The 25,034-nt window shown below is 30.2% G+C and carries 24 protein-coding genes and 1 tRNA gene; 13 read left to right on the top strand and 12 right to left on the bottom strand.

Annotated elements, in window-relative coordinates; translation table 11 throughout:
* Positions 1-39 precede the first annotated feature (39 nt).
* The 7 genes from ACYU7A_RS01985 to ACYU7A_RS02015 all read right to left on the bottom strand — a co-directional run bounded on the left by ACYU7A_RS01985 (position 40) and on the right by ACYU7A_RS02015 (position 9,241).
* Positions 40-1,386, bottom strand: coding sequence for an HlyD family secretion protein (locus ACYU7A_RS01985; protein WP_460573872.1), 1,347 nt, complete (start codon positions 1,384-1,386; stop codon positions 40-42).
* A 5-nt stretch (positions 1,387-1,391) separates the two neighbouring features.
* On the bottom strand, positions 1,392-3,056 hold the full coding sequence (locus ACYU7A_RS01990) for a peptidase domain-containing ABC transporter (RefSeq protein ID WP_460573874.1): 1,665 nt from the start codon (positions 3,054-3,056) through the stop codon (positions 1,392-1,394).
* Between the two features lie 2 nt (positions 3,057-3,058).
* Positions 3,059-3,730 carry a TetR/AcrR family transcriptional regulator gene (locus tag ACYU7A_RS01995; RefSeq protein WP_460573876.1) on the bottom strand — a complete coding sequence of 224 codons (672 nt, stop codon included), beginning with the start codon at positions 3,728-3,730 and terminating at the stop codon, positions 3,059-3,061.
* A gap of 4 nt (positions 3,731-3,734) precedes the next feature.
* A complete protein-coding gene (locus ACYU7A_RS02000; protein WP_460573878.1) occupies positions 3,735-4,442 on the bottom strand; it encodes a TerC family protein in 708 nt (235 codons plus the stop codon).
* 11 nt (positions 4,443-4,453) lie between these two features.
* Entirely contained in the window at positions 4,454-5,086 is a 633-nt protein-coding gene (locus ACYU7A_RS02005; protein WP_460573880.1) for a leucine-rich repeat domain-containing protein, read from the bottom strand.
* Between the two features lie 156 nt (positions 5,087-5,242).
* Positions 5,243-6,760 (bottom strand): 2,3-bisphosphoglycerate-independent phosphoglycerate mutase, encoded by a 1,518-nt coding sequence (gene gpmI, locus ACYU7A_RS02010; protein WP_460573882.1) that lies wholly within the window; start codon positions 6,758-6,760, stop codon positions 5,243-5,245.
* 108 nt (positions 6,761-6,868) lie between these two features.
* A complete protein-coding gene (locus ACYU7A_RS02015; protein WP_460573884.1) occupies positions 6,869-9,241 on the bottom strand; it encodes a DUF5916 domain-containing protein in 2,373 nt (790 codons plus the stop codon).
* A gap of 326 nt (positions 9,242-9,567) precedes the next feature.
* Here ACYU7A_RS02015 and ACYU7A_RS02020 point away from each other — a divergent pair, with 326 nt between their 5' ends.
* Positions 9,568-10,269, top strand: coding sequence for a murein L,D-transpeptidase catalytic domain family protein (locus tag ACYU7A_RS02020; protein WP_460573886.1), 702 nt, complete (start codon positions 9,568-9,570; stop codon positions 10,267-10,269).
* Here ACYU7A_RS02020 and ACYU7A_RS02025 read toward each other — a convergent pair.
* A complete protein-coding gene (locus tag ACYU7A_RS02025; RefSeq protein WP_460573888.1) occupies positions 10,258-11,961 on the bottom strand; it encodes a L,D-transpeptidase family protein in 1,704 nt (567 codons plus the stop codon). The genes ACYU7A_RS02020 and ACYU7A_RS02025 overlap by 12 nt on opposite strands.
* 5 nt (positions 11,962-11,966) lie before the next feature.
* Positions 11,967-12,407 carry a GNAT family N-acetyltransferase gene (locus tag ACYU7A_RS02030; RefSeq protein ID WP_460573890.1) on the bottom strand — a complete coding sequence of 147 codons (441 nt, stop codon included), beginning with the start codon at positions 12,405-12,407 and terminating at the stop codon, positions 11,967-11,969.
* Between the two features lie 175 nt (positions 12,408-12,582).
* On the opposite strand from ACYU7A_RS02030, the gene ACYU7A_RS02035 reads away from it, so the two are divergent.
* Positions 12,583-12,655, top strand: a tRNA-Gly gene (locus ACYU7A_RS02035).
* Between the two features lie 43 nt (positions 12,656-12,698).
* Here ACYU7A_RS02035 and pepE read toward each other — a convergent pair.
* Positions 12,699-13,409, bottom strand: a complete 711-nt coding sequence (gene pepE, locus ACYU7A_RS02040; protein ID WP_460573892.1) for a dipeptidase PepE — start codon at positions 13,407-13,409, stop codon at positions 12,699-12,701.
* 172 nt (positions 13,410-13,581) lie between these two features.
* Here pepE and ACYU7A_RS02045 point away from each other — a divergent pair, with 172 nt between their 5' ends.
* The 6 genes from ACYU7A_RS02045 to ACYU7A_RS02070 all read left to right on the top strand — a co-directional run bounded on the left by ACYU7A_RS02045 (position 13,582) and on the right by ACYU7A_RS02070 (position 18,995).
* Positions 13,582-14,319: a hypothetical protein gene (locus ACYU7A_RS02045; RefSeq protein ID WP_460573894.1), complete on the top strand. Its 738-nt coding sequence runs from the start codon at positions 13,582-13,584 to the stop codon at positions 14,317-14,319.
* Positions 14,320-14,329: 10 nt separating this feature from the next.
* Positions 14,330-15,121, top strand: coding sequence for a hypothetical protein (locus ACYU7A_RS02050; RefSeq protein WP_460573896.1), 792 nt, complete (start codon positions 14,330-14,332; stop codon positions 15,119-15,121).
* Between the two features lie 18 nt (positions 15,122-15,139).
* On the top strand, positions 15,140-15,640 hold the full coding sequence (locus tag ACYU7A_RS02055) for a DUF6702 family protein (RefSeq protein ID WP_460573898.1): 501 nt from the start codon (positions 15,140-15,142) through the stop codon (positions 15,638-15,640).
* A 155-nt stretch (positions 15,641-15,795) separates the two neighbouring features.
* Entirely contained in the window at positions 15,796-18,045 is a 2,250-nt protein-coding gene (locus tag ACYU7A_RS02060) for a M1 family metallopeptidase (protein ID WP_460573900.1), read from the top strand.
* 39 nt (positions 18,046-18,084) lie between these two features.
* Positions 18,085-18,441: a Sec-independent protein translocase subunit TatA/TatB gene (locus tag ACYU7A_RS02065; RefSeq protein ID WP_298304652.1), complete on the top strand. Its 357-nt coding sequence runs from the start codon at positions 18,085-18,087 to the stop codon at positions 18,439-18,441.
* Positions 18,441-18,995, top strand: coding sequence for a phosphatase PAP2 family protein (locus tag ACYU7A_RS02070; protein WP_344815461.1), 555 nt, complete (start codon positions 18,441-18,443; stop codon positions 18,993-18,995). The genes ACYU7A_RS02065 and ACYU7A_RS02070 overlap by 1 nt, the downstream gene beginning before the upstream one ends.
* On the opposite strand, the gene ACYU7A_RS02075 is transcribed toward ACYU7A_RS02070, so the two are convergent.
* Complete coding sequence (locus tag ACYU7A_RS02075; RefSeq protein WP_460573902.1) at positions 18,992-19,633, bottom strand: O-methyltransferase; 642 nt, start codon at positions 19,631-19,633, stop codon at positions 18,992-18,994. The two genes, ACYU7A_RS02070 and ACYU7A_RS02075, sit on opposite strands and share 4 nt — an antisense overlap.
* A 4-nt stretch (positions 19,634-19,637) precedes the next feature.
* A complete protein-coding gene (locus tag ACYU7A_RS02080) occupies positions 19,638-20,204 on the bottom strand; it encodes a hypothetical protein (protein ID WP_460573904.1) in 567 nt (188 codons plus the stop codon).
* An 83-nt stretch (positions 20,205-20,287) separates the two neighbouring features.
* On the opposite strand from ACYU7A_RS02080, the gene rlmN reads away from it, so the two are divergent.
* From rlmN to ACYU7A_RS02105, 5 genes are all read left to right on the top strand, one after another.
* A complete protein-coding gene (gene rlmN, locus ACYU7A_RS02085) occupies positions 20,288-21,325 on the top strand; it encodes a dual-specificity RNA methyltransferase RlmN (protein WP_460573906.1) in 1,038 nt (345 codons plus the stop codon).
* A gap of 63 nt (positions 21,326-21,388) precedes the next feature.
* Entirely contained in the window at positions 21,389-22,366 is a 978-nt protein-coding gene (locus ACYU7A_RS02090) for a polyprenyl synthetase family protein (protein ID WP_460573908.1), read from the top strand.
* Between the two features lie 171 nt (positions 22,367-22,537).
* Positions 22,538-23,098, top strand: coding sequence for an RNA polymerase sigma factor (locus ACYU7A_RS02095; RefSeq protein ID WP_460573910.1), 561 nt, complete (start codon positions 22,538-22,540; stop codon positions 23,096-23,098).
* On the top strand, positions 23,085-23,831 hold the full coding sequence (locus tag ACYU7A_RS02100; protein WP_460573912.1) for a hypothetical protein: 747 nt from the start codon (positions 23,085-23,087) through the stop codon (positions 23,829-23,831). Before ACYU7A_RS02095 ends, ACYU7A_RS02100 begins: the two co-directional genes overlap by 14 nt.
* Before the next feature lie 34 nt (positions 23,832-23,865).
* The gene (locus ACYU7A_RS02105) at positions 23,866-24,927 is read left to right on the top strand and encodes a hypothetical protein (protein WP_460573914.1); all 1,062 of its coding nucleotides are present in this window, start codon (positions 23,866-23,868) and stop codon (positions 24,925-24,927) included.
* The last annotated feature ends 107 nt before the right edge of the window (positions 24,928-25,034 follow it).

Genomic DNA, 25,034 nt, shown 5'->3' on the forward strand with positions numbered 1-25,034 from the left:
GAAAGTAAAAATGCGCAAACCATTCGTTCCTAAAAAAAATTACTTTTTCTCTTTTGATGTTTCGCCTTTTGGTTTGTAATAATTAGGTGGAAAACCATTTAATGTTCGCCATAATTCAAACCAAATAGGTACATTATCTAACAAAGCCAATGTTTGTGCGCCTGAACCAATGCTGACTTGTTTTGGCCAAGCTTCTTCTTTTTCGTCTGGTGCAATTAAAACTCTGAATTTTCCGTTTGGAGAAATGAAATTTTCAATGGCAACAATTTTTCCACCAAAAGTTCCATAACTCATATTTGGCCAACCCGAGAACACAATTGTAGGCCAACCATCAAACCAAATTCTAACTTTTTCGCCTTTGTGAATTAAAGGTAAATCGGTTGGTGAAACATAAGTTTCTACTGCAATATCGTATTTTGCAGGCATGATGCTTACAATTTGAGTTCCTTCCTTAATAGTTTCCCCAATTCCCGATTGAATGGCACGGTTTACATAGCCATCTTGTGGGGCTTTTATGTAATACATTCCATTACGAATTTGATAATTTACCACTTGATTTTCAAGTTTATTTACTTGTGCTTCGGTATCATATTGGCTGCTTAAAGCCGTGAATTGGTCACTTCTTGCTTTAGAACTTTTTTCAGCATATTCTGCACTGATTCTATTTATTTCAACTTTGGCGTTTATTAATTCGTTTTTACTCGCTAGAAGTTTGTTTTCTTGAGTGATGATTTTAGCTTCTACTTCTTGTAATTTCAATCTTTTTTCTTCGACATCGGTTAATGGTTTTAGACCTTCTTTGTTCAATGTTACCGAACGATTGAATTGTGTGTTGGCGATTTTTATTTGTGTTTTTACAGCTTCCAAATCCATACTATCACTTTGAACTTTCAAAACTCCTTGACGGATTTTATTTTGGGCTTGTTGTAATTTTAAGATTCTTTCGTTTTCAATGGCATTGATTTGTGCTGAAAGCGAAGTTACTTTTCCGCCATAAGATTGTCCTGCCATTTTTTTAGCATCAACTTGACTTTTAGTATTTTCAACTAAATTGGGATCGAAATAATCTTCTTTAATTTCGGAAATGAAAAGAATAGTGTCGCCTTTTTTTACAAAATCTCCTTCTTGAACGTACCATTTTTCTATTCGTCCTGCAATTGCAGATTGGATAGTTTGTGGTCGTTGATTTGGTTTTAACGTTGTTACCGCTCCAGAACCTGAGATATTTTGTGTCCATGGAAGAAATAAAATTACAACTCCAAGTAAGGATACATATAGGATTATTTTGTTCAATATTTTGTAATGCGGTCTATTGGCAAGACTTTTTACAGTACTATACTGATCAATATTTTCGGTTATCGGATTTTTTTTAGAAATATTTAGCATGGCAATTATTGTTTTGTGTCAGCAATTATTTTTCCGTCTTTCATTTTTATTTTTCTATTGCATTTTTGTTTCCAATACTCATTTTTTGAAGAGACAATTACAGTCCATTTGTTTTTGGAATCTGTAATAAAATCGATGATTTCTTTGGTTGCTTCTTCGTCCATTTTGTCTAAAGGATCCTCGAAAAACAATATTTTTGGTTTATTTACAATACTTCTAGCTAATATAATTTTCTGTGCATTTGATGATGATAATTGACGTCCATCAGGGAAAATGTGTGTGTCTAATCCGTTTGGTAATGTTTTGATAAACGTTCCTAATTTTACGCTTTCAATTGCCCATTTTATGTCATCATGCGAAACTAATGGATTGTTGAACGTTATATTTTCTAAAATAGTTCCTTCAAATGGTGTTTCACCTTGAGTGATAGTTCCTATTTGAGAACGGTATTGTGCCAAATCTATTTTACGATAGGTATCGTCATTTATAAAAAAGGAGCCTGATGTTGGTTGCATTCCACCTGACAAAACTCGTATTAATGTTGTTTTTCCTGAACCATTACTACCTTCAAGGTATATTTTTTCTGATTGATCAATTTTTAAATTTATTTTGTCCAAAACATCATCCATAGAATCTGGAAATTTGAATCTAAGATTTTCTGCTTCTAAGGTAATATTAGTAAAACAATAATCTTGATTTTTTGTTTGCGGTTCTTCGATATTCAAATCTACGATTTGACCAATTTTTTCAACAGATGTCAATACATCATATAGACTTTCTAAACCAACAATTAATTTTTCAACAGAATTTAATACTAATAAAATTATAATTTCAGCAGCAACGAATTGTCCAATATTCATCTTTTGATTCAAAACTAAATATCCACCGATAAATAACAAACAAGCAGTAATAATTACTTTAAAAACAATTAGTTGTGAAAATTGTCTTTTGATTACTTTGAAATGTTTTTCTCGATAATTTAAATATTCATCTACTAAAATATTATTTTTATTTAAAGCAAAATCAAAGTTGTCTTGTTTTCTAAAGCTGAAATTATTTCTAGCAATTTCTTGAAGCCAACTTGCAACTTTATATTTGTATTTTGATTCTTTCATACTTGAAGAGAGTCCTGAATTGTATGAGAATTTAAAAATAGAATAAAGTAATACTATCAACAAAATTCCGAAGAAAATGAAGAAAGGATGATATAATGACAAGAGAATTATTCCGAATAGAATTTGTAATAGAGCTGTTGAAAAATCAATTAATAATTTTGAAGTTCCTTTTTGAATAGAAATAGTATCGAAAAAGCGATTAGCTAATTCTGGTGGATATTGGTTGTAGAGTTCTTCAAATTTTATTTTAGGTAAACGATAACTAAATTCAAAAGAGGAACGAACAAATATTTTTTGTTGTAAGTTTTCTGTAATTCGTAGTTGCATTAATGATAATATACCAACTAAAGCTACACCAATTACCACAATTACCACAAGAACTATCCATGATATACTTACTTGACCCGCTTGAATTAAATTAATAATTGCTTGAATTCCTAATGGTAATGATAAACTTACTAATCCTGCAAAAATAGCATAGAAGACAATTTGTGATATATCTCTTCTGTCTAGTTTAAGTAAATTAAAATAACGTTGTAATGGTGATTGATTCATAATTATCTTAATGTGTTTTCAATTAAATTAATGTAAAAATCTGTAGGAGAAACTGTTTCGTTACAATTAGTAATCGTTTTTAAATGGTCTTTTAGAAAATGTTGATGCAAAGCACCTTCTACAATAGACGATGCTAAACTTTTTGCAAAAGCATAGTCTGGATTTACTTCATTAATCATTTCAATAATTCGGTTGATTACTCTTTTGTAAACAAGAAAAAAGCCTTCTTTATTTTCTTCATCTACTTCTTTAGTAAGTAAAGTTTTTGTAAATTCTTGAATTATTATTTTGTTTAATATTGCTTCATTAATGTGTAAAGTAGTGGTGTCATCTTCTACTTTTTCTGTAACAATTGCAATTCCTTTTTTTAATCGTTCCATTGGATTGGAAACATTGGTTGTTGCAAATGCTAATTTGTATTCTATCCAACCCCAATACCATGATGAAAGATATAACATTAATTTGTGTTTGCTTTCAAAATAACGATAAATAGAACTTTCATTCGAGCTTATCTTTTCGCCTAATTTTTTGAATGTAAAATTTTCAAAACCGATTTCGTTAATTAGTAGAATACTTTGTTCGATAATTTTTTTGCCCAATTCAGAAGTCTCTGGATTTTTCACGTAGAGTTTATCGTTTACTGAAATGATGATATTAGATAATATATTTTGCATTTTATTAATTTTGTTTTGTTGCGTTTTTTGGTACTGTTTTCATTTGGATTACATCTACTAAAAAAGCAAATGCCATTGAAAAATAGATATATCCTTTAGGTATTTCAAAGTGAAAGCCTTCAGCAATAAGTGAAACTCCAATCATCATTAAAAAGCAAAGTGCTAAAACTTTAAACGAAGGATGTTTAGAAATAAATTCACTAATTGGTTTTGATGCAAATAGCATAATTATAACGGTTACAATTACAGCAGTATACATTACCCAAAGTTCATCTACCATCCCTACAGCTGTGATAATTGAATCTACCGAGAATACTAAATCTAGAATAATCACTTCACCAAGAAGTTTACTAAAATTTCCTTTTTTTGGAAGTTCGGCTTCATGTGAATTGGCGATTTCTGTTTTGTGATATATCTCTTTGGTACTTTTATATATTAAAAATAAACCACCAAGTATTAAAATAACACCTTTTCCTGTGAAGTCAATTTCAAAAAGTGAAAATAATGTTTTATCAAGTTTTAAAATCCACGAAATAAATGCTAAAAGTCCTAATCGCATTACCATAGCCAAACCAATTCCCCAAAAGCGAAGTTTGTTTCTTTGACTTTCTGGAAGTTTATCAGCAAGAATCGAAATGAAAATAATGTTGTCTATTCCGAGGATTACTTCGAGAGCAATTAATGAAATTAAAGGTATTAAAGCGTCTATCATATAGTTGAATTTTAGAAATTTATTTTAAATCCGAAGTTTAGGTTTTTCATGTCCTGTAATTCAGGATTGATGTTGTTGTCTTTTAAATCCAGATATTTCAAATGGTCTAACGATTCCAATTTTGGAATTTCTTTAAATTTATTGTTGTTTAAATACAATGATTCTAAATTTTTAAAACGTAGTAATTCACTTGGTAAAACAGATAAGTTATCGTTTTCAAGATGAAGTGTTTTTAATTTTGGTAATTTAGATAATATTGTAAGTGTTTTAGGAAGATTTATGTTCTTTTCATCATTCAAATAGATTTCTTCTAAATTGGTCAAATTTGAAAATTCTTCCGGTAAGTTTGTAAACTCATTGTTACTTAAATCAATTGTTTTTAATGATTTAATATTTGATATAGCTGATGGAATTTCTTTTAAATGATCATTTTTTAAACTTAGATATTCTAAGTTGATAAATTTTGACCAATTCTCATTAGATAAATTTATATTTTGATTACTAAGATTTAATCTTAATACTTTTTCTGGTTCTTTTAGCGCTTCAGACAAAGATGTATATTCTTTTATCTTATCGTTATTTTGAGAAAAAGAAAGACTAGATAGTGTAATTAACAAAGCTAAAGTAAAATATATCTTTTTCATAATACTGTGTTTTAGTTTTAAAACAACAAATATAATTGCAAATATAATAGTAATACTATTGATTATGAAATTTTAACTTTTATTTATAACATTTGGCATAAAAAAAAGAGATTCAAAAAATGAATCTCTTATTTAAAAAACGATGTTTTTTTATTGTTATAGTAACGAATGCTGTGTCATAACTGCAGGTTTTTCAATTTCCATTAATTCTAAAATAGTAGGAGCGATGTCACCTAAAACGCCATTATGAATAGTTTTTAATTCTTTATCAACTAAAATAATTGGCACTGGATTCGTTGTATGAGCTGTATTTGGAGATCCATCAGGATTAATCATGGTTTCACAATTTCCGTGGTCTGCAATGATAATAGTAGTATAGTTGTTTTCTAAAGCAGTTTCAACCACTTCTTTTACACAAGCATCAACAGCTTCACAAGCTTTTATAGCAGCTTCCATTACGCCTGTGTGTCCAACCATATCACCATTAGCAAAATTCAAGCATACAAAATCAACTTCACCTTTTTTAAGTTCTGGAACTAAAGCATCTTTTAATTCGAAAGCACTCATTTCTGGTTGTAAATCGTAAGTAGCTACTTTTGGTGAATTTCTTAAAATTCTAGTTTCGCCAACAAACGGAATTTCTCTTCCGCCTGAAAAGAAGAAGGTTACGTGAGGATATTTTTCAGTTTCCGCAATACGTATTTGAGTTTTTCCTGCTTTTTCTAAAACTTCTCCAAGTGTTTCTGTCAAATTATCTTTGTCATAAATCACATGTACATTTTTATAGGTATCATCATAATTGGTCATTGTAACATAGTACAAATTCAATTTATGCATATTTTGTTCATGGAAATCTTCTTGAGAAAGTACTTCGGTTAACTCACGACCTCTATCGGTTCTGAAGTTGAAGAAAATTACAACATCATCATTTTGAATGGTAGCAACTGGTTTGTCATCGCTGTCAACCATTACAATTGGGTCAATAAACTCATCAGTAATATTATTTTTATAACTTTCTAAAACGCTCAAAACAGCATCTGTTGAATGTTTTCCAGTTCCGTTAACTAATAAATCGTAGGCAAGTTTTACTCTTTCCCAACGTTTGTCTCTGTCCATCGCATAATATCTTCCTACAACAGAAGCTAATTTTGCTTTGGTATTGTAAATATAATTATTCAAATCTTCAAGATACAAAGAACCCGATTTTGGGTCAACATCACGACCATCGGTGAAAGCATGAATGTAAACTTTATCTAAACCAAATTCTTGCGAAGCATCAATTAATCCGCGCAAGTGTGAAGTATGCGAATGCACTCCACCATCAGATAGTAATCCTAATAAATGAACAGCTTTGTTGTTCTCTTTAGCATATTGCAATGCAGCAACTAATTCTGGTTCGTTGTGTAATGTTTTATTTTCAACAGCTAAGTTTATTTTTACTAAATCTTGATATACAATTCGTCCTGCGCCAAGATTCATGTGACCAACTTCAGAATTTCCCATTTGACCTTCGGGTAAGCCAACGTTTAATCCGTCAGTTCTAAGTTGTGCGTTTGGATATTTTGTATATAAACTGTTTATAAAAGGCACATTAGCGTTATCTATTGCCGATACTTTTGGGTCTGGAGATTTTCCCCAACCATCAAGAATCATAAGAATTACTTTTTTGTTCATTGCGATAGTATTTTACACAAAGATAAGCATTTGCAATAGCTGAAATGAAAAGTTATGGGTAAATTTATTTGAAAAATAACGAAAACGATTTAGTGTTTTCAGAAGAAATTATTTTTTAGAAAACCAGTTTTTGGTTGAATTATAGTCTATAAAATAACGAATACTTATCGAAAAGATATGATCTAATTTTTCGTGATTAATTAAGTTGTTTGCTGTTTTGGTTAAACTGCGGCTAAAATCAGTACCATAATCGCTCAAAAATGAATTGTTTCGGTATAAAACTGATAGTTGACTTCCTGGCGCAAACCACCAAGTATAAGAAAGGTCTAAATTCCAAGTAGCAAAGTTTTCGTCGGTGTTGGTAGTTGTTGATACACCATCAAGTAATTCTCCATTAGAAAGCAATAAATAATATTGATGATTAGTTACATATGACCAATATTTTCTCACCACTAAATTCAAATTCATAACATTATTTAGAGAATATTTCCCAGAAATTGAATTGCTATAGGAGATAACATCTCTTCTTGCAAAAATGGTATTTGATCCATCTGTGGTTAAGAATCCTTTATCATTATTTTGTCTATCAAAACTAAATTCATAAACCAAAGCAAGTTTATCAGAGAATCGGTACCGTGGTGCAAAAAATAAACCATAGTTCTTTCTTCCTTTTTCGTTAAGATAATTCATAAAAGGACTAAAATCGATAGCAAACTTTTTAGCATAGTTGGTTGAAATAAAAATATTTCCACCAAATCTTTTAGGTTGTGTTACATATTTTCTTTGGTCTAGAGAACGAGGCGTGTAAAAATCGTACACATCAGTTGGTCTTCCGTTGAAACCAAAACCAAAATAATTATTTTTCTTATTTACTGAATTGTAGTTTAAATTGACACTATGTTCTTGAATTCGGCCTGTTCTATTATCAAATTCTGTGTAGTAATTTATGTTAGTACTGAAGGAGTTGAATTTTTTAGAAGGTTTTAAGATTCTATAACTTGCATTTCCATAATAAGCTTGATAATGATTTTGAAAAAATATACCTAAATCGTTTGGGTCATATTTATCAGAAACATATTGTCCTCCAACACCATATCGGTATTTTCCGCTGGTGTCTCCAAAATATAGGTCGGTATTGTATCCTTTTTTGTCTTTTTTATCTCCGTATTCGTTGATGTAACTGTATTTGAAACCGCCGTTCAAATTGTAAGTATTTTTCTTGGTATTTAAATCAAATACCAGAGCAGAAACATTGGCATCACGAAATTCTTGATTTCTTGTAACATTTGTATTGATAAAACTTACAGAAGAGTTTTTTCTAAAACGCTGATCCAAAACTAATATATTAAAATTTGCAAGTGGCTCGATGACTTCTCTTCTCGTGTTTCCTGTGGTTGTATTTGTAATATCAGCATAGGTTTTTTCTGTAACTGCGTTGAGAACTCCAATTCCTAAGCCACCTTTGGTTCTACCTGAAATTTTCAAAGCATTTAATAAATTAACTTTTCCTGGAATTTCAACAGCTTCTTCATCGGCTTCTAATTTAGCATTCAATTCGCTTCCTCTTAAAGATGGTCTACCGCCAATTCTTCTTGAATAAAAAATATTTCCTTTGTTAAATAAGTCGGTTCCTTCGGTAAAAAAAGGTCGGTTTTCATTAAATTGTTGTTCGAAAGGTCCAAGATTTAAAACTACTTTGTCGAATGCTGCTTGACCAAAGTCAGGCACTAATATGGCGTCTAATGTGAAAGCATCGTTGATACCATATTTGATATCTAATCCACCTTTAAATTCACCTTTAGCTTTAGTATAATCATTAGTGTTTAAATATTGCGAAATATAAGGAATCAGAAAAAGTCTTGTTGGAGTTTTTATATTTTCAATTCCTTCAAGAATTCCGGCTTGATTACTTTCGGATGAAATTTTATTATCAATTAAATTCCATGAATATTGAAATCTGTCTCTGAAGATTTCTCTATAAAAATTTAAACCCCAAGTTTGTTTTTTCTCTGATGAAAATCGTATCGCGGCATAAGGTATTTTCATTTCTACAACCCATCCAAAGTCTTTAATTTCAACATGGCTGTTCCAAATTGCGTCCCATGATGAATCTTCACCTTGTCCATCAGTATATAAAACATCTTGCTGAACTCCGGCAGCACTAACAAAAAATCGAAATTCTTGTTGACCATCATTATAACCATTAATAAAAACTCCAAAATGATCAGCGGAAACAAAATTATCCCTTGTAGTTAGTTCTTTTCTAATCTTAGTTGGTTCATTGTCATATAAAGTAGCAGCAATGTAGATCGCGTCATTATTGTAAACAACTTTAACTTCTGTTTTTCTTTCTTTTTGCTCAGGTTTCCCATTATCAGGAGCCAACATTACAAAGTCAGTTGCAATTGGAGTTGTTTTCCAAATTGGTTCATCAAATTTACCGTCTATGCTTATTTTTTCTTCACTAAAATTTGTTTGCAAAGTCTTTTTTTGAACTTGCGAGAAGCTCAAAAAAGTTGCTAGTATACATATAAAGGAAAAAGTAAACTTTTCTTTAAACATTATATTCTTGTTAATTAGGCAAATATAAATCTTTATAATTATTACGCAATACTAATTGTAATAGAATTCTTATCTAATTAAATATTAATTTTGAAAAATTTATAAATAAAAGAAAAATACTACAAATTATTATTAAAATATTTTTTAATCGTTAAAAAGTGCATTTAATCGATATTTTTTGTCAAATTAATTTGATAATAGAAATTAGGTTTAGTATGTTTGCTTTTTAAATAACCTACTTAAGAATGAATTTTATTACTGTTTTTTACACAGCATTGTTTGTTGTTGTTTCTTTTTTATCGCCCCATAAAAAAGAAATTGCACCCAAAAAATATGCGAAAATTTCTAGAGTCAATAAAGTTACCAGTGTCTATAATTCTTTAGAAACAAATAATTTTAAGTTGCCAAATTTAGAAAGTTTTTCTAGGGCTTTTGAAGGATATCAACTTTTGAAAAGTAAAGGAATGATCAAAAAAGATATCTTGACTATTATTGACTTTAGCCTGAGTTCAAAGGAAAAGAGATTGTGGATTATTGATATGAATACTCATGAAATTTTACTAAATACATTGGTAGCGCATGGTAAGAATTCAGGTGATGATTATGCTAGCAAATTTTCAAATAAGAATGAATCTTACAGAAGTAGTTTAGGTTTTTTTTCAACTGGAGAAGTTTATAGAGGAAAACACGGCTTGTCCTTAAAATTAGATGGTTTAGAAAAAGGAATAAACGACAATGCTAGAAAAAGAGCTGTAGTAATTCATGGCGCAGACTATGTTTCTAAAACTTTTATTAGAAATCACAAAAGGCTAGGAAGAAGTCAAGGTTGTCCTGCAGTTCCTGTTGAATTGAGTAAAAAAATTATTCAGACAATAAAGAACAAATCGTGTCTGTTTATTTATCATCCCTCTAGAAGTTATGTAAACAATTCTAAATTAATATCGTAATTTGGAGTACAAATTAGCATCAAGACAATAAATATCCTCTCTAAAATTTAAAATTCCATCTGTTTCCCATGCAGTCCAATATAGTTGATGAATAAAAATATCTTCATCAATTTTAATAACAATTGTTCTTAATTCTGGTTTTGGAAGGTTTTTCTTTTCAATAACAAAACTTGGGTTTTTAGCTAGTATTTTTGCATTGATTTTGTCAATTTCTTTTTGTTTAGCTTTTTGTAGTTTATAGTAATATTTAATATCTGTAGTGTCTTTAATTCTTTTTAACGACCATTTTGTAGTGTCATTTATTATGTAACTTGCCATTTCTAATGGTTTCTCTAAACGCACACATCCAGAACTTAAAGAACGATATGAGAAAGCAAAGTAATCTCTATGGTTAGTATCATGAAGATAAACAGAATATCTATTTGGGAAATTAATTTTCATTGATCCAAGTGAGTTGTTTCTTCCGGGATCTTGAACATATTTATATTTGTTTGCATCTTCTTTTTTCCAAGACCAAGGACTTACTTCATTATTTTTTCTGTCAAAAATTTTCAATCCTTTTTTTCTGAAAACACTTCTATCTTTTTCGGCTTCGGGATAAATATCTTCTTTTAGAATTGTTGGAGGAACTGTCCAATTAGGGTTTAAATTGATATTAGATATTTTAGATTCTAAAATTGGTGTTGGGCGAGTGTCTTTTCCAACTACAATTCTTTGTGTTTGTGTAGTGTCATTTTCTTTTACGGCAACAATACTATAATCTGGAATATTTATCAAAAGATAATGATTTCCAAAATCGTGAGCAAACCATCTCCAACGCTCCATATTTACAACGACTTGTTCTATTCTTTGATTTCTAGAATAATTTAGAGCATCAATAGTGCTTCTTCCAATTACAGCATCAGGTCTTAGCCCATGTCTAGCTTGAAATATTTTTACTGCTTCTTGAGTTTTTTTATCATATACAGTAGATAAAACAGTATCTTTTTCAACTATATCTCCCCAATACATTAATCTTTTCTTGACGATAGGTACGTATTTGTTTTTTTTATTTGGTACAATTCTTTCTCTAAGATCAATCAATTCATAGGTTTTTTCCTCTGGAAATTGTTGTAATAATTTTAAACAGTTTTTAAGTTTTTTATAAACGATGTGATTGGGTTTACAATTTTCAATGGCTTTACTGAAGTTGTTGTTGTCAATACAATCATAAAGTATCTCATTTATATTTACTTTTTTTTCTTCTAAATCCCAATCTTTATAAAGTTTTTTCGGATTTAACTTTCCTTTACTGATGTGATTTACATAAAGTTGTGTACTAGAAGTTAGAAGTAAATCATATTTTACAATTGTTGAATCTGGAAGGTCTTCAAATTTAGTTTCAAATGACTTTAAAGTTTCATAATTATAGTCTTTTGATTCTAAACCTTCATTTTCGGCTTTGCTAATTTCATTAATAATGAAATCTCTGTGTTCTTTTGTATTCCAAGCAGTTTCGTAGTTGAATTTTTTATAAAAAGCTTTAAAATCTTCGTCTTTAGAAGTATTAATTAAAGTTGAGTCAATTTTAATTCTATCATCTCCAAAAAAAGAAAAGTCAATAAAAGAGGCCTCTGCAGAAGATTCGTTTGAAATGTTTCTTTTGCAACTTGAAAAAACGATAAGTAGAATTAAAATGTAAAATTTATTCATAGGCATTAGCCAATTTCTTTTTTCATATTATAATGGATTCCAATATCGGCAATATAAAATGGCTCTCCAATTTTAATGTAACCCAATTTTTCATAAAATGGAACAGCACTTTCACGAGCATTAAACCAGATTAATTTTCCAAACTGACTTTTAATATATTCTTCAGCATGTTTTATTAGTTCATCTCCAAACCCTTTCCTTTGAAAATCCTTTAGAATAGCCATTCCTCTTATTTGGAATTGATTTTCAGAATTAAATATAACATTATTATTTTTAAAAACAGATAGAACTCCTATTATATTTTTGTCAATAAATAATCCAAAATGAGTTGTTGTTTCTAAATCATCTCCATCAAATTGACAACTTTCAATTGGTTTTCCTTCTCTTAAAATAGGATGACGAACCAAAAAAGTATCTCTTGAGCTAATTTTTTTAATCTCTTTCATAAAAAATTTCAATGCAAATTAAATGATAACAAATTAATAATAAAACTTTTAGGCTAGCTTAGATTTGTAAAATTTTTTCTACACAAAAATTTTTCAAAAAAAATTTGCATCAAAACAAACAAATGCTATATATTTGCACTCACAAAATAAGAACATCATATTCTGTTTTTGTAATGCGGAAGTAGCTCAGTTGGTAGAGCTCCAGCCTTCCAAGCTGGTTGTCGCGAGTTCGAGCCTCGTCTTCCGCTCTGTAAAACCTCTAATTAACGTTAGAGGTTTTTTTTTATTCTTTTAATTTCCTAAAAAAGCCAAATCTGTTTCAGGATTTACTTCTTCAGGAACTTGGTTTTGTCTAAATAATCTAGCAGTTAAATTCCCTTTCAATAGTATCTTTTCACCTTTTACATCAAGCCAACTGCCTTCTCTTAATCCTAATACTGGAGTTGTGTTGAAAGCATGAAATTCTTTTATACGTGTTTCACGAGTTTCACCCATGTGCTTACTTTGTAAATTAGCATCTAAATAATGTGGATTTAAATTAAATGGAATTGCTCCCAAAGTTTTAAAGCTTGGTGGATATATAATAGGCATATCATTGGTAGTTTGCATCGATATTCCTGTTATGTTGCTACCAGCACTCGAGCCTAAATAAGGTGTTCCGCTTTCAATAACATTGGAAAGAGTTTGCATAACATCGTTTTCATATAATTGCGTAACCAAAAGAAATGTATTTCCGCCACCAGTAAAAATTCCTTCAGCATTTTCTAAAGCTTCTATTGGATTTTTGAAAGTATGTAATCCTATAATTTTCTTATTTATTTTTGAAAAGGCAATCGCTACTCTTTCTGTATATTCATCATGTGTCATGCCGCCAGGACGAGCAAAAGGAATGAAAATGATTGAATCACAATTTTTAAAATGATTTTCTAAAGTTGGGAGCAAATATTCTAGATATTCTCCTCCATGAAGCGTTGAAGTACTTGCAATAATTAGGTTTTTCATAGTATTTTAATTATATTGACTTAAGTTTATTGTTGGAATAGGTTCTTTAAAAAAGAATAATTTTCCTCAAATTTACAAATTAATAATTAACATAAATTTACAATAGTGTTGGCTAATTTTTTGGATGACTTTAAAATACTTTTACCCAAGAATTTAACGTTAAATAATAGTTTTGTCGAAAATAAGAATACTGTTTCTCTTTTTGTTAATGATGCAATTGTCAAATGGACAAGTTACTTCTGTGTTTAAAAAAATCAATGGAAAAGTAACGGCAGATTATAATGACTTGGAAAGCATTTACATTGTTAATTTGAAGACAGAAAAATCTACTTTAACGGAACGAGGTGGCTATTTTTCTATAAATGCGAGTGTTGGAGATACGATAATGTTTACAGCAGTACAGTTTAAGAGTTTGAAAATTACTTTGAAAGAAGAGGATTTTAATAAAGAGCTTCTATTTGTAAAAATGGAAACGTTTATAAGGATTTTAGATGAAGTTAAGATTAATGAGTATAAAGATATTAATGCAGTTTCATTGGGTATAATTTCTTCTAAAACTAAACATTATACTCCAGCAGAAAGAAAATTGCATGAAGCTACAACAGGTTCAGGATTAGTTCCTCTGAATCCAATATTGAATGCTATAACAGGAAGAACCAAACAACTTAAAAAGGAAGTTGATGTGGAGAAAAAAGAGACAATGTTATCAAAAATTGAAAATTTGTATGAAGCAGAATATTTTACAGAAACGCTAAAGATTCCTAAAGATTTTGTCAAAGGATTTCAATATTATATAGTTGAAGATGCTAAATTTGTAGAAGCATTAAAAGCTAAAAATAAAACAATGGCTACTTTTATTATGAATGAATTAGCCGTTACCTATAAAGAATTGATAGCTGTAAAACCATAATTTTATGTCTATGAAAAATAAATTACTAATTGTATTCTTTTTATTTTCACTAGTTTCTTTTTCGCAAAAGGAAAGGGTTAAAATATTGAGAGCATTAGTTGTTTCTGATTCAATTCCCGTAGAAAGAGTAACTGTTACCAATATTACTGCCGAAACAGTTGTAATTACAGACGATTTAGGACAGTTTACCATTTTTGCAAAAGAAGACGATGTTATTATGATTACTGGTGTAGCTTTTGAAACCAAACAAATTGTTGTGAAATCTTCCGATTTTGAAGAAATGATATTGAAAATTCATATTTCCGAGAAAATGAATCAATTGGATGAAGTAAAAATTGGTCCATACAAGCTTTCAGGTGATTTGGTTTATGATGCAAAAAGAATAAAGGTAAAACCTGCTTTTAAAGTTGAGTTGCCACCAATTGATTGGTCTAATGTTGAAATTACAGGAGTGAAACCTAGAGTAGACAATATGTTTATACCAACTTCAAGTAATGTCGCTTCTGTTGATTTGATTAAGGTTGGAAAAGCTATAGCAGATTTATTTGGAGGAAGTTCTAAAAAGAAAATTGAAGTTCATAAAGTTGATTTGGAGGAGTTTCAAATCGAAATCAAGAAAAAATTTTCTGATGATTTTTTTGAAAAAACTTTAAAAATTGCCAAAACAGATAAACAACTATTTATAGATTTTTGCTTCTCAGAGGAAATTAATGAAAAGCAACTTTTTGAAATTAGCAATTCGTTATCATTATTAGACTTTATGATTGCAAAAAGTGAAGCATTCAGAAAAATAGAACGATAAAATTACTACTTTTGAATTATGATAAAAGCATTTAGGACTACTTTATTTTTGGTTTTATTTTTTGGTTTGTCTTCAATGGCAATTCATAAATTTTATGTATCCATATACCAAGTGAATTATGCTCCAAAAAAGAAAATGATTCAAATTACAAGCAGATTATTTATTGATGATGTAAACGATGCTTTGGAGAAAAAATTTAAAAAAAGAACCTATTTTGCTTTAGAAAACGAAACTCCTGAAGATGAGGTTTTCTTAAAAAAATACTTTACAGAAAAGTTTATTATTAAAGTAAATGGAGTTTCTAAAGCTTTAAATTATCTAAGCAAAGACATTGATGGCAATGTTGTAATATGTTATTTCAGTGTAAAAGATTTGCCGAAAATTTCTTCAATAGCGATTGAAAATAGTGCTTTAATGGAATTGAATGAGGAGCAACAAAATATTATTCAAGCCAATATCAATGGAGAAAAACAAAGTTTGCTTCTAACTTCAGAAAACTTTAAAGGAATGTTAAAATAATTCCAATACCTTATACTTAAATCAAAAAAAGTTACTTTTATGCCTTAAATTATTTTAGGTATGAAATCGCTATTATCAACACGTTTGCGAAAGCAAACACCAATTAATAAAAATGCGATACCATATGTTACCTCTAAAAAATAAAATATAAACATATGAGATTTAATTATGCTATTTTAAATGTTGGTTTATTGTTGTTCACAGTAGGTAGCTTTGCTCAAGAAGTTCCAAAAGCAACTCCATCTTCTGAGAGAAATCCTGATAAATTCAAACAAATGTATGATTTATTGGCAACTCCCAATATGTATAGAACTGCATCTGGAGCACCAGGTCCAGAATATTATCAGCAACAAGCCGATTATAAAATCAATGTTGAATTGGATGATAAAAATACCAAATTATATGGTGAAGAAACTATCACTTATACAAATAACGCCAAGGAATCATTAGATTATTTATGGTTGCAATTGGATCAAAATCAACAATCTAGAAAATCGCTTTCACCTCTTGTAAATGGAGAAAAAACGGATCCTGCAATGGGAGTTCAAGGGTTTTCAAGAAAATATTTAGAAGAAAAATTTGATGGAGGTTTCAATATTGAATTTGTAAAGGATGCTACAGGCAAGCCAATGCAATACACAATCAATCAAACCATGATGCGTATTGAATTACCTAAGGTTTTAAAGCATAAAGAAAAAATTACCTTTTCAATAAAATGGTGGTACAACATCAATAACTATTTGTTAGATGGCGGACGTTCAGGATACGAGCATTTCGATAAAGATGGAAACAACTTGTACATTCTAGCTCAGTTTTATCCAAGAATGGCAGTGTATAATGATGTAGAAGGATGGCAAAATCAACAATTTTGGGGTTCAGGAGAATTCACACTTCCTTTTGGAAATTTTGAAGTTAATATAACTGTTCCGGCAGACCACATAATGGAAGCAACTGGAACGTTATTAAATAGACAAGAAGTTTTTACTACAGCTCAACTTGCAAGATTAGCAATTGCAGAAAAAACTTTTGACAAACCAGTTGTAGTAGTTACTCAAGAAGAAGCTGAAGCAGCAGAAAAAGGTTTCTCTGACAAGAAAAAAACATGGAAATTCAAAGCAGAAAATGTTCGTGATTTCGGAATTGCAACTTCTAGAAAGTTCATCTATGATGCAATGGCTGTCAAATTAAATTCTAAAACAGCAATGGCAGTTTCGGTTTATCCAAAAGAAGGAAATCCACTTTGGGGTGAATATTCTACTAAAGCAGTGGCACATACCTTAAAAAGTTATTCAAATCATACGTTTGATTATCCTTATCCAAAAGCGGTTTCTGTTCACGCACAAGATCAAGGAATGGAGTATCCAATGATTTGTTGGAACTGGGGAAGACCAGATGCAGATGGTAAATATTCTGATAGAGTTAAAAACGGAATGATAAGTGTAATTGTGCATGAAGTTGGACATAATTTCTTTCCAATGATTGTAAATTCTGATGAGCGTCAATGGACTTGGATGGATGAAGGTTTAAATTCTTTTATGGAATATATGGCTTTAATGGAATGGGATCCAAACTTTCCAGCAGATAGAGGTCCAGCAAAAAATATCGTTCCTTACATGAGTGGCGATCAAAAAGGTCTTGAACCAATTATGTCAAATTCTGAAAGTATTCGCCAATTTGGAAATAACGCTTACGGAAAACCTGCTGCAGGATTAAACATTCTTCGTGAAACAGTTATGGGTAGAGAATTATTTGATTATGCTTTTAAAACTTACGCTAATAGATGGAAGTTTAAGCATCCAACACCAGAAGATTTTTTTAGAACTATGGAAGATGCTTCAGCATTTGATTTAGACTGGTTTTGGAGAGGATGGTTCTATACAACCGATAATAATGACATCGGAATAAAAGAAGTTAAAAAATTCTTTGTTAGTAATGAACCAACAAAAGAAGTAGAAGAGTTCATGAAGAAAAGACGTCGTAGAAATTCCAATACTGGACCAATGGTTTATATGGTTGCCGACGGTAGTGAAGATTACAAGCCAGAAATGAACAAACCTTTTCAAATTAAAGATTTTCAAGCTCTTGATGAGTATGTAAATAAAAATTTTTCTGCTGAAGAGAAAGCAAAATTAAAAGATCCAAAGTATTTCTATCAAGTAACTTTTGATAAGCCAGGAGGATTAGTAATGCCAATTATTGTTGAATTAACTTTTGAAGATGGTACAACTGAAATTCAAAAATTCCCAGCTCAGATTTGGAGAATGAATGATAAAGAAGTAAGCAGAACTTTTGCAACACAAAAAGCAATTACTAAAATTGTTCTCGATCCAAAATTAGAAACTGCAGATGTTGATACAGCAAATAATTCTTGGCCAAAAGTTGAGGTAAAATCTAAATTTGACTAAGAACTTTGTAACTTTGCAAATCAATAAAAAGAAAAGAATATGTTTGGAATAGGTGGAGGCGAATTAATTTTCATCATTTTTATAGCTCTTATGCTTTTTGGAACAGACAAAATACCAGAAGCAGCAAGAACCTTTGGAAAAGTTATGGCCAATTTAAAGCACGCCACGAATGAAATTAAAACTGAAATTCAAAAGAGCGCCGATGTCGAAGAAATAAATTCCTCTTTTAAGCAAGTTACTTCTTCATTCACTGAAGAAGTAGATAAAGTAAAAGAAAGCGTTTCGGTTACTCCACCAGATTTTACTTCTAATACTTTAACTGATGCCACTTCGGGTATCAATGAAATTAAAGAAGATTTAGAAAGTCTAACCGGACCAATAAAAAGACAAAGGTAATGCTCGAAAAAATCATTGCGATAGACAAAGATTTATTGGTTTTCTTAAACGGATTAGGCTCAGAATCGTTTGATGGATTTTGGTTAATAATTACCAAACAAGTTTATTGGACGCCTTATTTTCTTCTAGTTTTTTATTTTTTAGCAAAGAAAATTGGCTGGAAAAACTTTCTAATCGCATTGGTATTCATCACATTGTTGATTTTAGTAAGCGATCAAACATCCAATTTATTTAAAAATCATTTTCAAAGATTACGTCCTTGTAATGACTTAGATTTGAAAAATATTATTAGAATTGTTAAACCAAGTGATTCCTATAGTTTCTTTTCAGGTCATGCTACGAATTCAATGGCTACAACTGTTTTTGTATTTTTAATAATTAGAAGATATTACAAATATGCCTTGTTACTATTCTTATTTCCGCTAATATTTGCATTCAGTAGAATCTATCTCGGACTACATTTTCCAACAGACATTCTAACAGGATACGCTTTTGGAGCTACTTTCGGATTTGTTTTCTATAAAATATATCAGAAGTATATTCTAAAGGATTAAAGTACTCTAGAAACAGTCAATCCATCGCGTATAGGAAGTAAAACGGTTTCAACTCTTGCATCTTTATTAACTATTTGATTATATTCTAAAAGTATTTTGGTACTCATATCTTTCTGATTCAGTTCTTCTAAGACTTTTCCACTCCAAAGCACATTATCAGATAAAATAATTCCGCCTTTGTTCATCATCGGAACAATCATATTGAAATAATTGATGTAGTTTTCTTTGTCAGCATCAATAAAAACCAAATCATATTTCTTATTTAACGTAGGAATGATTTCTAAGGCATCACCAAGGTGTGCTATGATTTGTCCTTTCCAAGGTGATAAGTCAAAGTATTTTTGTTGTATAGTTACTAATTCTTCTTTTACATCTATAGTGTCTAATGTGCCTTCTTTTTGCATTCCTTCAGCTAAACATAAAGCTGCATAACCGGTATAAGTTCCAATTTCTAGAATGTTTTTTGGATTAATGATTTTTGATAACATACTCAAGACTCTACCTTGAAAATGCCCACTCAACATTCTAGGCTGTAATATTTTTTGATGGGTTTCTTTAAATAGTTTTACCAACAATTCAGGTTCATTTTGTGAATGTTGCTCAACGTAATTTTCTAATTCTTCAGATATGAAATGCATGATTTTAATTTAATATGTAAGAGTCCATTAATAATTTAGCTTGTGATTGTTTTTCTTGTTTAGAGTTTAATAATATAAAATCATAAAACGTTTCGTTTTTCAACCCAAAAAGGACTGTTCTTTTTTCGTTTTCATTCGAAAGTAAATAAATTGCGTAATTTTCATCATTTGTTTCTAACAATTCGATTGAATATTTTTCATAGTTTTTCCAAAAAGCTATTTTTCTTTTGAGACTCGATAAAAATGGATCATGTTTGTGAAGCATATCTTTATTTCCTTCTTTACAAAGTTTACAAGAATGATGTTTAGCTACAATGAGATGTAAAACTTCATTTTTTTCATTAGAAATAGCAATCTTGTTTTTTGAATTTACATAAAATTCTGAATTCATAGAAAGCTCTCTCCATTTGCCTACAACTTTCAAAATAGGATTGAATCGATTGTGAACAAAGGTAATATTGTTTTCATACTTTCTGCAAGTTGTGTCTTGTTCTCCATAACCATTTGTTTTTTCTGTTGACTTGCAACTAATTAACAGTATGATTATAAGTAAAAATGAAAGTTGTTTCATATATTCAAAATAAAATTTAAAAGTAAAGCATTCAATCTATACTAGCAAATTTCTTATTCCGTAAATTGTTTTACCTTTGCACCATGATTGAGAAAAAAGACATTCGAACACTTTCTAAAGAACAACTTCGTGATTTTTTTGTTGCTAATGGCGATAAAGCTTTTCGTGGAAATCAAGTTTATGAATGGCTTTGGAGCAAAGGAGCACATTCATTTGAAGATATGACTAATGTTTCCAAAGAAACTCGGGCTATGCTTGAGGCAAATTTTGTAATCAATCATATCAAAGTGGATACGATGCAACGAAGTGAAGATGGAACAGTTAAAAATGCCGTCCGACTTCACGATGGTTTAATTGTAGAGTCGGTTTTGATTCCAACAAATACCAGAACTACGGCTTGTGTTTCATCGCAAGTTGGTTGTAGTTTGGATTGTAATTTTTGTGCGACTGCTCGATTAAAAAGAATGCGAAATCTTGAACCAGGTGAGATTTACGACCAAGTTCTAGCTATTGATAATGAAAGTAAAATTTATCATAACAGACCTCTTTCAAATATAGTTTTTATGGGAATGGGAGAGCCTTTGATGAATTACAATAATGTAATCAAAGCCATAGACATGATTACTTCTGATGAAGGTTTAGGAATGTCACCAAAGAGAATCACGGTTTCAACATCAGGAATTCCTAAAATGATTAAGAAAATGGCTGATGACGAAGTGAAATTCAAATTGGCAGTTTCTTTACATTCAGCAATTGATGAGGTTCGTGCGCGAATCATGCCTTTTAGTAAAAATTTTCCATTAGCTGATTTACGCGAATCTTTAGAATATTGGTACAAAAAAACCAAAAGCAAAATCACCTACGAATATGTAGTTTGGAAAGGAATAAACGATAATAAAGAAGCAGTTGATGCTTTAGTAAAATTCTGTAAGTACGTTCCTTGTAAGGTCAATCTTATCGAATACAATCCTATTGACGATGGCGAATTCCAACAAGCATCAGATGAAGCTATAAATCTTTACATCAAAGAGCTTTCTAAATATGATATTGTTGCAAAAGTAAGAAGAAGTCGTGGTAAAGATATAGATGCCGCTTGTGGTCAATTAGCCAACAAATCATAAATTTTTTATAAGCTTAACACCATCTTTTGTGAAGTATTTTCAATTTAACTACCTTTGAAACCAATGAATATTACTTCACAAATAAAACAACCTATTCTGCAAGAAATGGAGCTTTTCGAGAAAAAGTTCTACGAATCGATGTCTTCTAAAGTAGCGTTGTTAAATAGAATCACCTATTATATTGTAAACAGAAAAGGAAAACAAATGCGACCAATGTTTGTTTTTTTAACTGCAAAAATGATTTCTGGTGGAAGTGTTGAAGAGCGAACTTATAGAGGTGCGTGTGTAATTGAATTGATTCACACCGCAACTTTGGTTCACGATGATGTTGTTGATGATAGTAATCGAAGAAGAGGTTTCTTTTCTATAAACGCACTTTGGAAAAACAAAATAGCAGTCCTTGTTGGAGATTATTTACTTTCAAAAGGTTTATTGCTTTCAATTGACCATGGTGATTTTGATTTACTTCGAATAATTTCTGTTGCAGTTCGCGAAATGAGTGAAGGCGAATTGCTTCAAATTGAAAAAGCAAGACGTCTCGATATTACTGAAGATATTTATTATGAAATCATCCGCCAAAAAACAGCTACACTTATTGCAGCTTGCTGTGCACTTGGAGCTCGTTCGGTTTCAGAAGATGAAGCTCAAGTCGAAACCATGCGAAAATTTGGTGAACTTATCGGAATGGCTTTTCAAATAAAAGACGACTTATTCGATTATACTGATGAAGCTATTGGAAAACCAACAGGAATTGACATCAAAGAACAAAAAATGACTTTGCCACTGATTTATGCATTGAACAATTGTTCTGATAAAGAAAAAAGTTGGTGTATCAATTCCATTAAAAACCACAATAAAGACAAAAAGCGAGTTAAAGAAGTTATTCAATTTGTAAAAGACAAAAACGGACTTACTTACGCCGAACAAAAAATGGCACAATTCCAACAAGAAGCTCTTGCTTTAATACAAAACTTCCCGAATTCTACTTATAAAGATAGTTTGACCTTAATGGTAAACTACGTTATTGAAAGAAAAAAATAATTTTATTTCATTTGTAAAGTATTGATTTTACTAGTATTTACAATTTTACAATTATTTTTTTTCAAAAAAATTTACTTTTGATGCAACCATTTTGCAACTACATTCGTCTATGCTAATAGAAGACTTAAGTAATCTAAAAATCTAATATTCTAAGAAGTCTAATAATCTAAAATGAAAGTGATCAACTTACATCAAGAAGAAAAAGAAGTAATCGAATTGGCTGTCGAGAATAATCGTCATGCACAACACAAGATTTATTCTAAATTTTCTCCAAAAATGTTAAGTGTATGTAGGCAGTATATTAAAGATTTACATCAAGCTGAAGACATAATGATTACTGCTTTTATGAAAGTCTTCACCAATTTAAAAAATTTCAAACACGAAGGAAGTTTTGAAGGTTGGATAAGAAGAATAATGATAAATGAATGTATTTCTTATATCAGAGTTCAGAAAAAAGTAAAGTTTATTGAAGATGAGAATTATTTTGAAGAAAGTTTCAATAATATAGAAAGTCAGTTCTCAGTTGAAGACATTCAATTTTTGATAGACAATTTACCTGACGGATATAAAATGGTGTTCAACCTTTATGCGATTGAAGGATATAAGCACCAAGAAATTGCAGAAATGCTCGGAATTAATGAAGGAACATCAAAATCGCAATTATCACACGCTAGAAAAATGTTGCAAAACAACATAAGCAAATTAAAAAATTACACTAATGGAACCGAATAATATAGAAAATCAAATAAGAGAAAAATTAAATTCTCGTGAAATTCAACCCAGCGAAATGTCTTGGGATAGACTTGACGCCATGCTTTCTGTTGCAGAAGAAAAAAAAACAAAACGTTTCCCATTTCTGTCATTCCAGTTTATTGGAATTGCTGCAAGCATTTTGGTTTTTCTGTCTGTTGGTTTGTTTTTTATAAATCAAAAAGAAGAAGTTTCTGGAACTGACAACCAAATTGTTACTAAAGAAGTTGAAAAAAATAAAGAACAAAAAGATTCAATTATAACAAAGCAAAATTTCACTAACGAGATAACAAATCAGCAAGAAGAACAAGTTGCAGTAACAATAAACAATAAACCACAAATAATTAACAAAAAATCATCAGAGAGTTTCAATCAAAATAATCAAAAAACAGGAGTTAATCCAATCATCAACAAAGAGAAAGAAATCGAATATCAAGCTACTGAAGTCATCGCTCAGAAAGATATGCCAAGAATTATTTCTCAAGAGAAAATTGAAATGCCAAAAAAAGTCGCTGTCAATGTGGATGATTTATTAGCATCAGTAGAAAAAACTTCAAAAAAAGAAGCTAACGCAAAAGTTAAAGTAAACGCCAACAGTTTGTTATCTCAAGTCGACGGAGAATTAGAACAAACATTCAGACAAAAAGTAATCAATAGAATCGGTAAAAATTACCAAGAAGTAAAAGTGGCACTTGCCAATAGAAATCAAGAATAAAATCATCAATTAATCACTTAACAAATTAGAAATCATGAGGAATTTTACAATTTACTTAGCACTATCACTATGCCTTTTTGCAAGCAAAATGGTAGCACAAGAAACTTTTGAAAGCAAAGCAAAAGCTATTGCTGACAAAATCGAAAACATTACAAAAGAAGAAAAAGCAACTCTTAAATCAGAGGTCGAAGCAGTCAATGTTCAATTAGAAAATGGTTCTATTACCAAAGAACAAGCCGATGCAAAAAAGAAAGATTTAGCACAAGCTAGAGCAACAATTATTGAAAACCGCATTGCTGTTGCTCAAGAAGAATTAAAAGATTTAGTACAACAGAAAGTAAATGGGAAAATAGCAGAATCAAAGACCAATGATTCATCAACTGTAAGAATAGGTAAAAGATTGGTTCTAACTTATGAAAACGATTCTGTTAAAAGAAAGAAACATTATGAATATAGAGAACGAAGAACAACTTCACAATTTGTTTTTGCTCTAGGTTTAAACAATGTAGTTACTGATGGTTCTGTAGAGAATTCAGATTTTAAATTTGCTGGTTCACGTTTTTACGAATGGGGTTTCTCTTATAATTCAAGATTATTTAAAAATGACAACTTATTACATTTAAAATATGGAGCATCAGTAATGTATAACGATTTGAGACCAACAGAAAATAGAGTTTTTGCTGTAAATGGAAATCAAACAACATTGCAAACCAGCACAATTGATTTAAAAAGTTCTCGATTTAGAAATGTGTACTTAGTAGCGCCATTGCATTTAGAATTTGATTTTACTAAGAAAAAAGAAAAAGATGGGAAAACTTATTTTAGAACTCATGAAAGGCTTCGTTTTGGAATTGGAGGTTATGCAGGAGTTAGAATTAAATCAAAACAAAAAACAGAATATAAAATCGACGATATTGACTATGATGAAAAGGCAAAAGGCGACTTTAATGCCTCAAATTTCATCTACGGATTGAGTACATATTTAGGTTACGGAGAAACAAGTTTATATTTGAAATACGATTTGAATCCAATATTTCAGGATAATGTTGTAAAACAAAATAATGTTTCTTTAGGAGTACGTTTCGATTTTAATTAAAAATTTGTTGGGTTAGTTATATTTGTAGAGGCGCGATTTATCGCGTCTCTTTTATTTAAAAAAATATGTATTTTTACACAATACAATTTTTATGATTCCCAAAAAAT

Source organism: Flavobacterium koreense (assembly GCF_054776075.1).

Bases quoted from the DNA above. Each gene is read 5' to 3' on its own strand.
- ACYU7A_RS02060 (WP_460573900.1), top strand. From the start codon at position 15,796: ATGAGATTTAATTATGCTATTTTAAATGTTGGTTTATTGTTGTTCACA.
- ACYU7A_RS02020 (WP_460573886.1), top strand. From the start codon at position 9,568: ATGAATTTTATTACTGTTTTTTACACAGCATTGTTTGTTGTTGTTTCT.
- ACYU7A_RS02100 (WP_460573912.1), top strand. From the start codon at position 23,085: ATGGAACCGAATAATATAGAAAATCAAATAAGAGAAAAATTAAATTCT.
- ACYU7A_RS02055 (WP_460573898.1), top strand. From the start codon at position 15,140: ATGATAAAAGCATTTAGGACTACTTTATTTTTGGTTTTATTTTTTGGT.
- ACYU7A_RS01985 (WP_460573872.1), bottom strand. From the start codon at position 1,386: ATGCTAAATATTTCTAAAAAAAATCCGATAACCGAAAATATTGATCAG.
- ACYU7A_RS02050 (WP_460573896.1), top strand. From the start codon at position 14,330: ATGAAAAATAAATTACTAATTGTATTCTTTTTATTTTCACTAGTTTCT.
- ACYU7A_RS02005 (WP_460573880.1), bottom strand. From the start codon at position 5,086: ATGAAAAAGATATATTTTACTTTAGCTTTGTTAATTACACTATCTAGT.
- ACYU7A_RS02105 (WP_460573914.1), top strand. From the start codon at position 23,866: ATGAGGAATTTTACAATTTACTTAGCACTATCACTATGCCTTTTTGCA.
- ACYU7A_RS01995 (WP_460573876.1), bottom strand. From the start codon at position 3,730: ATGCAAAATATATTATCTAATATCATCATTTCAGTAAACGATAAACTC.
- ACYU7A_RS02080 (WP_460573904.1), bottom strand. From the start codon at position 20,204: ATGAAACAACTTTCATTTTTACTTATAATCATACTGTTAATTAGTTGC.
- pepE (WP_460573892.1), bottom strand. From the start codon at position 13,409: ATGAAAAACCTAATTATTGCAAGTACTTCAACGCTTCATGGAGGAGAA.
- gpmI (WP_460573882.1), bottom strand. From the start codon at position 6,760: ATGAACAAAAAAGTAATTCTTATGATTCTTGATGGTTGGGGAAAATCT.
- ACYU7A_RS02030 (WP_460573890.1), bottom strand. From the start codon at position 12,407: ATGAAAGAGATTAAAAAAATTAGCTCAAGAGATACTTTTTTGGTTCGT.
- ACYU7A_RS01990 (WP_460573874.1), bottom strand. From the start codon at position 3,056: ATGAATCAATCACCATTACAACGTTATTTTAATTTACTTAAACTAGAC.
- ACYU7A_RS02065 (WP_298304652.1), top strand. From the start codon at position 18,085: ATGTTTGGAATAGGTGGAGGCGAATTAATTTTCATCATTTTTATAGCT.
- ACYU7A_RS02090 (WP_460573908.1), top strand. From the start codon at position 21,389: ATGAATATTACTTCACAAATAAAACAACCTATTCTGCAAGAAATGGAG.
- ACYU7A_RS02000 (WP_460573878.1), bottom strand. From the start codon at position 4,442: ATGATAGACGCTTTAATACCTTTAATTTCATTAATTGCTCTCGAAGTA.
- rlmN (WP_460573906.1), top strand. From the start codon at position 20,288: ATGATTGAGAAAAAAGACATTCGAACACTTTCTAAAGAACAACTTCGT.
- ACYU7A_RS02025 (WP_460573888.1), bottom strand. From the start codon at position 11,961: ATGAATAAATTTTACATTTTAATTCTACTTATCGTTTTTTCAAGTTGC.
- ACYU7A_RS02095 (WP_460573910.1), top strand. From the start codon at position 22,538: ATGAAAGTGATCAACTTACATCAAGAAGAAAAAGAAGTAATCGAATTG.
- ACYU7A_RS02070 (WP_344815461.1), top strand. From the start codon at position 18,441: ATGCTCGAAAAAATCATTGCGATAGACAAAGATTTATTGGTTTTCTTA.
- ACYU7A_RS02075 (WP_460573902.1), bottom strand. From the start codon at position 19,633: ATGCATTTCATATCTGAAGAATTAGAAAATTACGTTGAGCAACATTCA.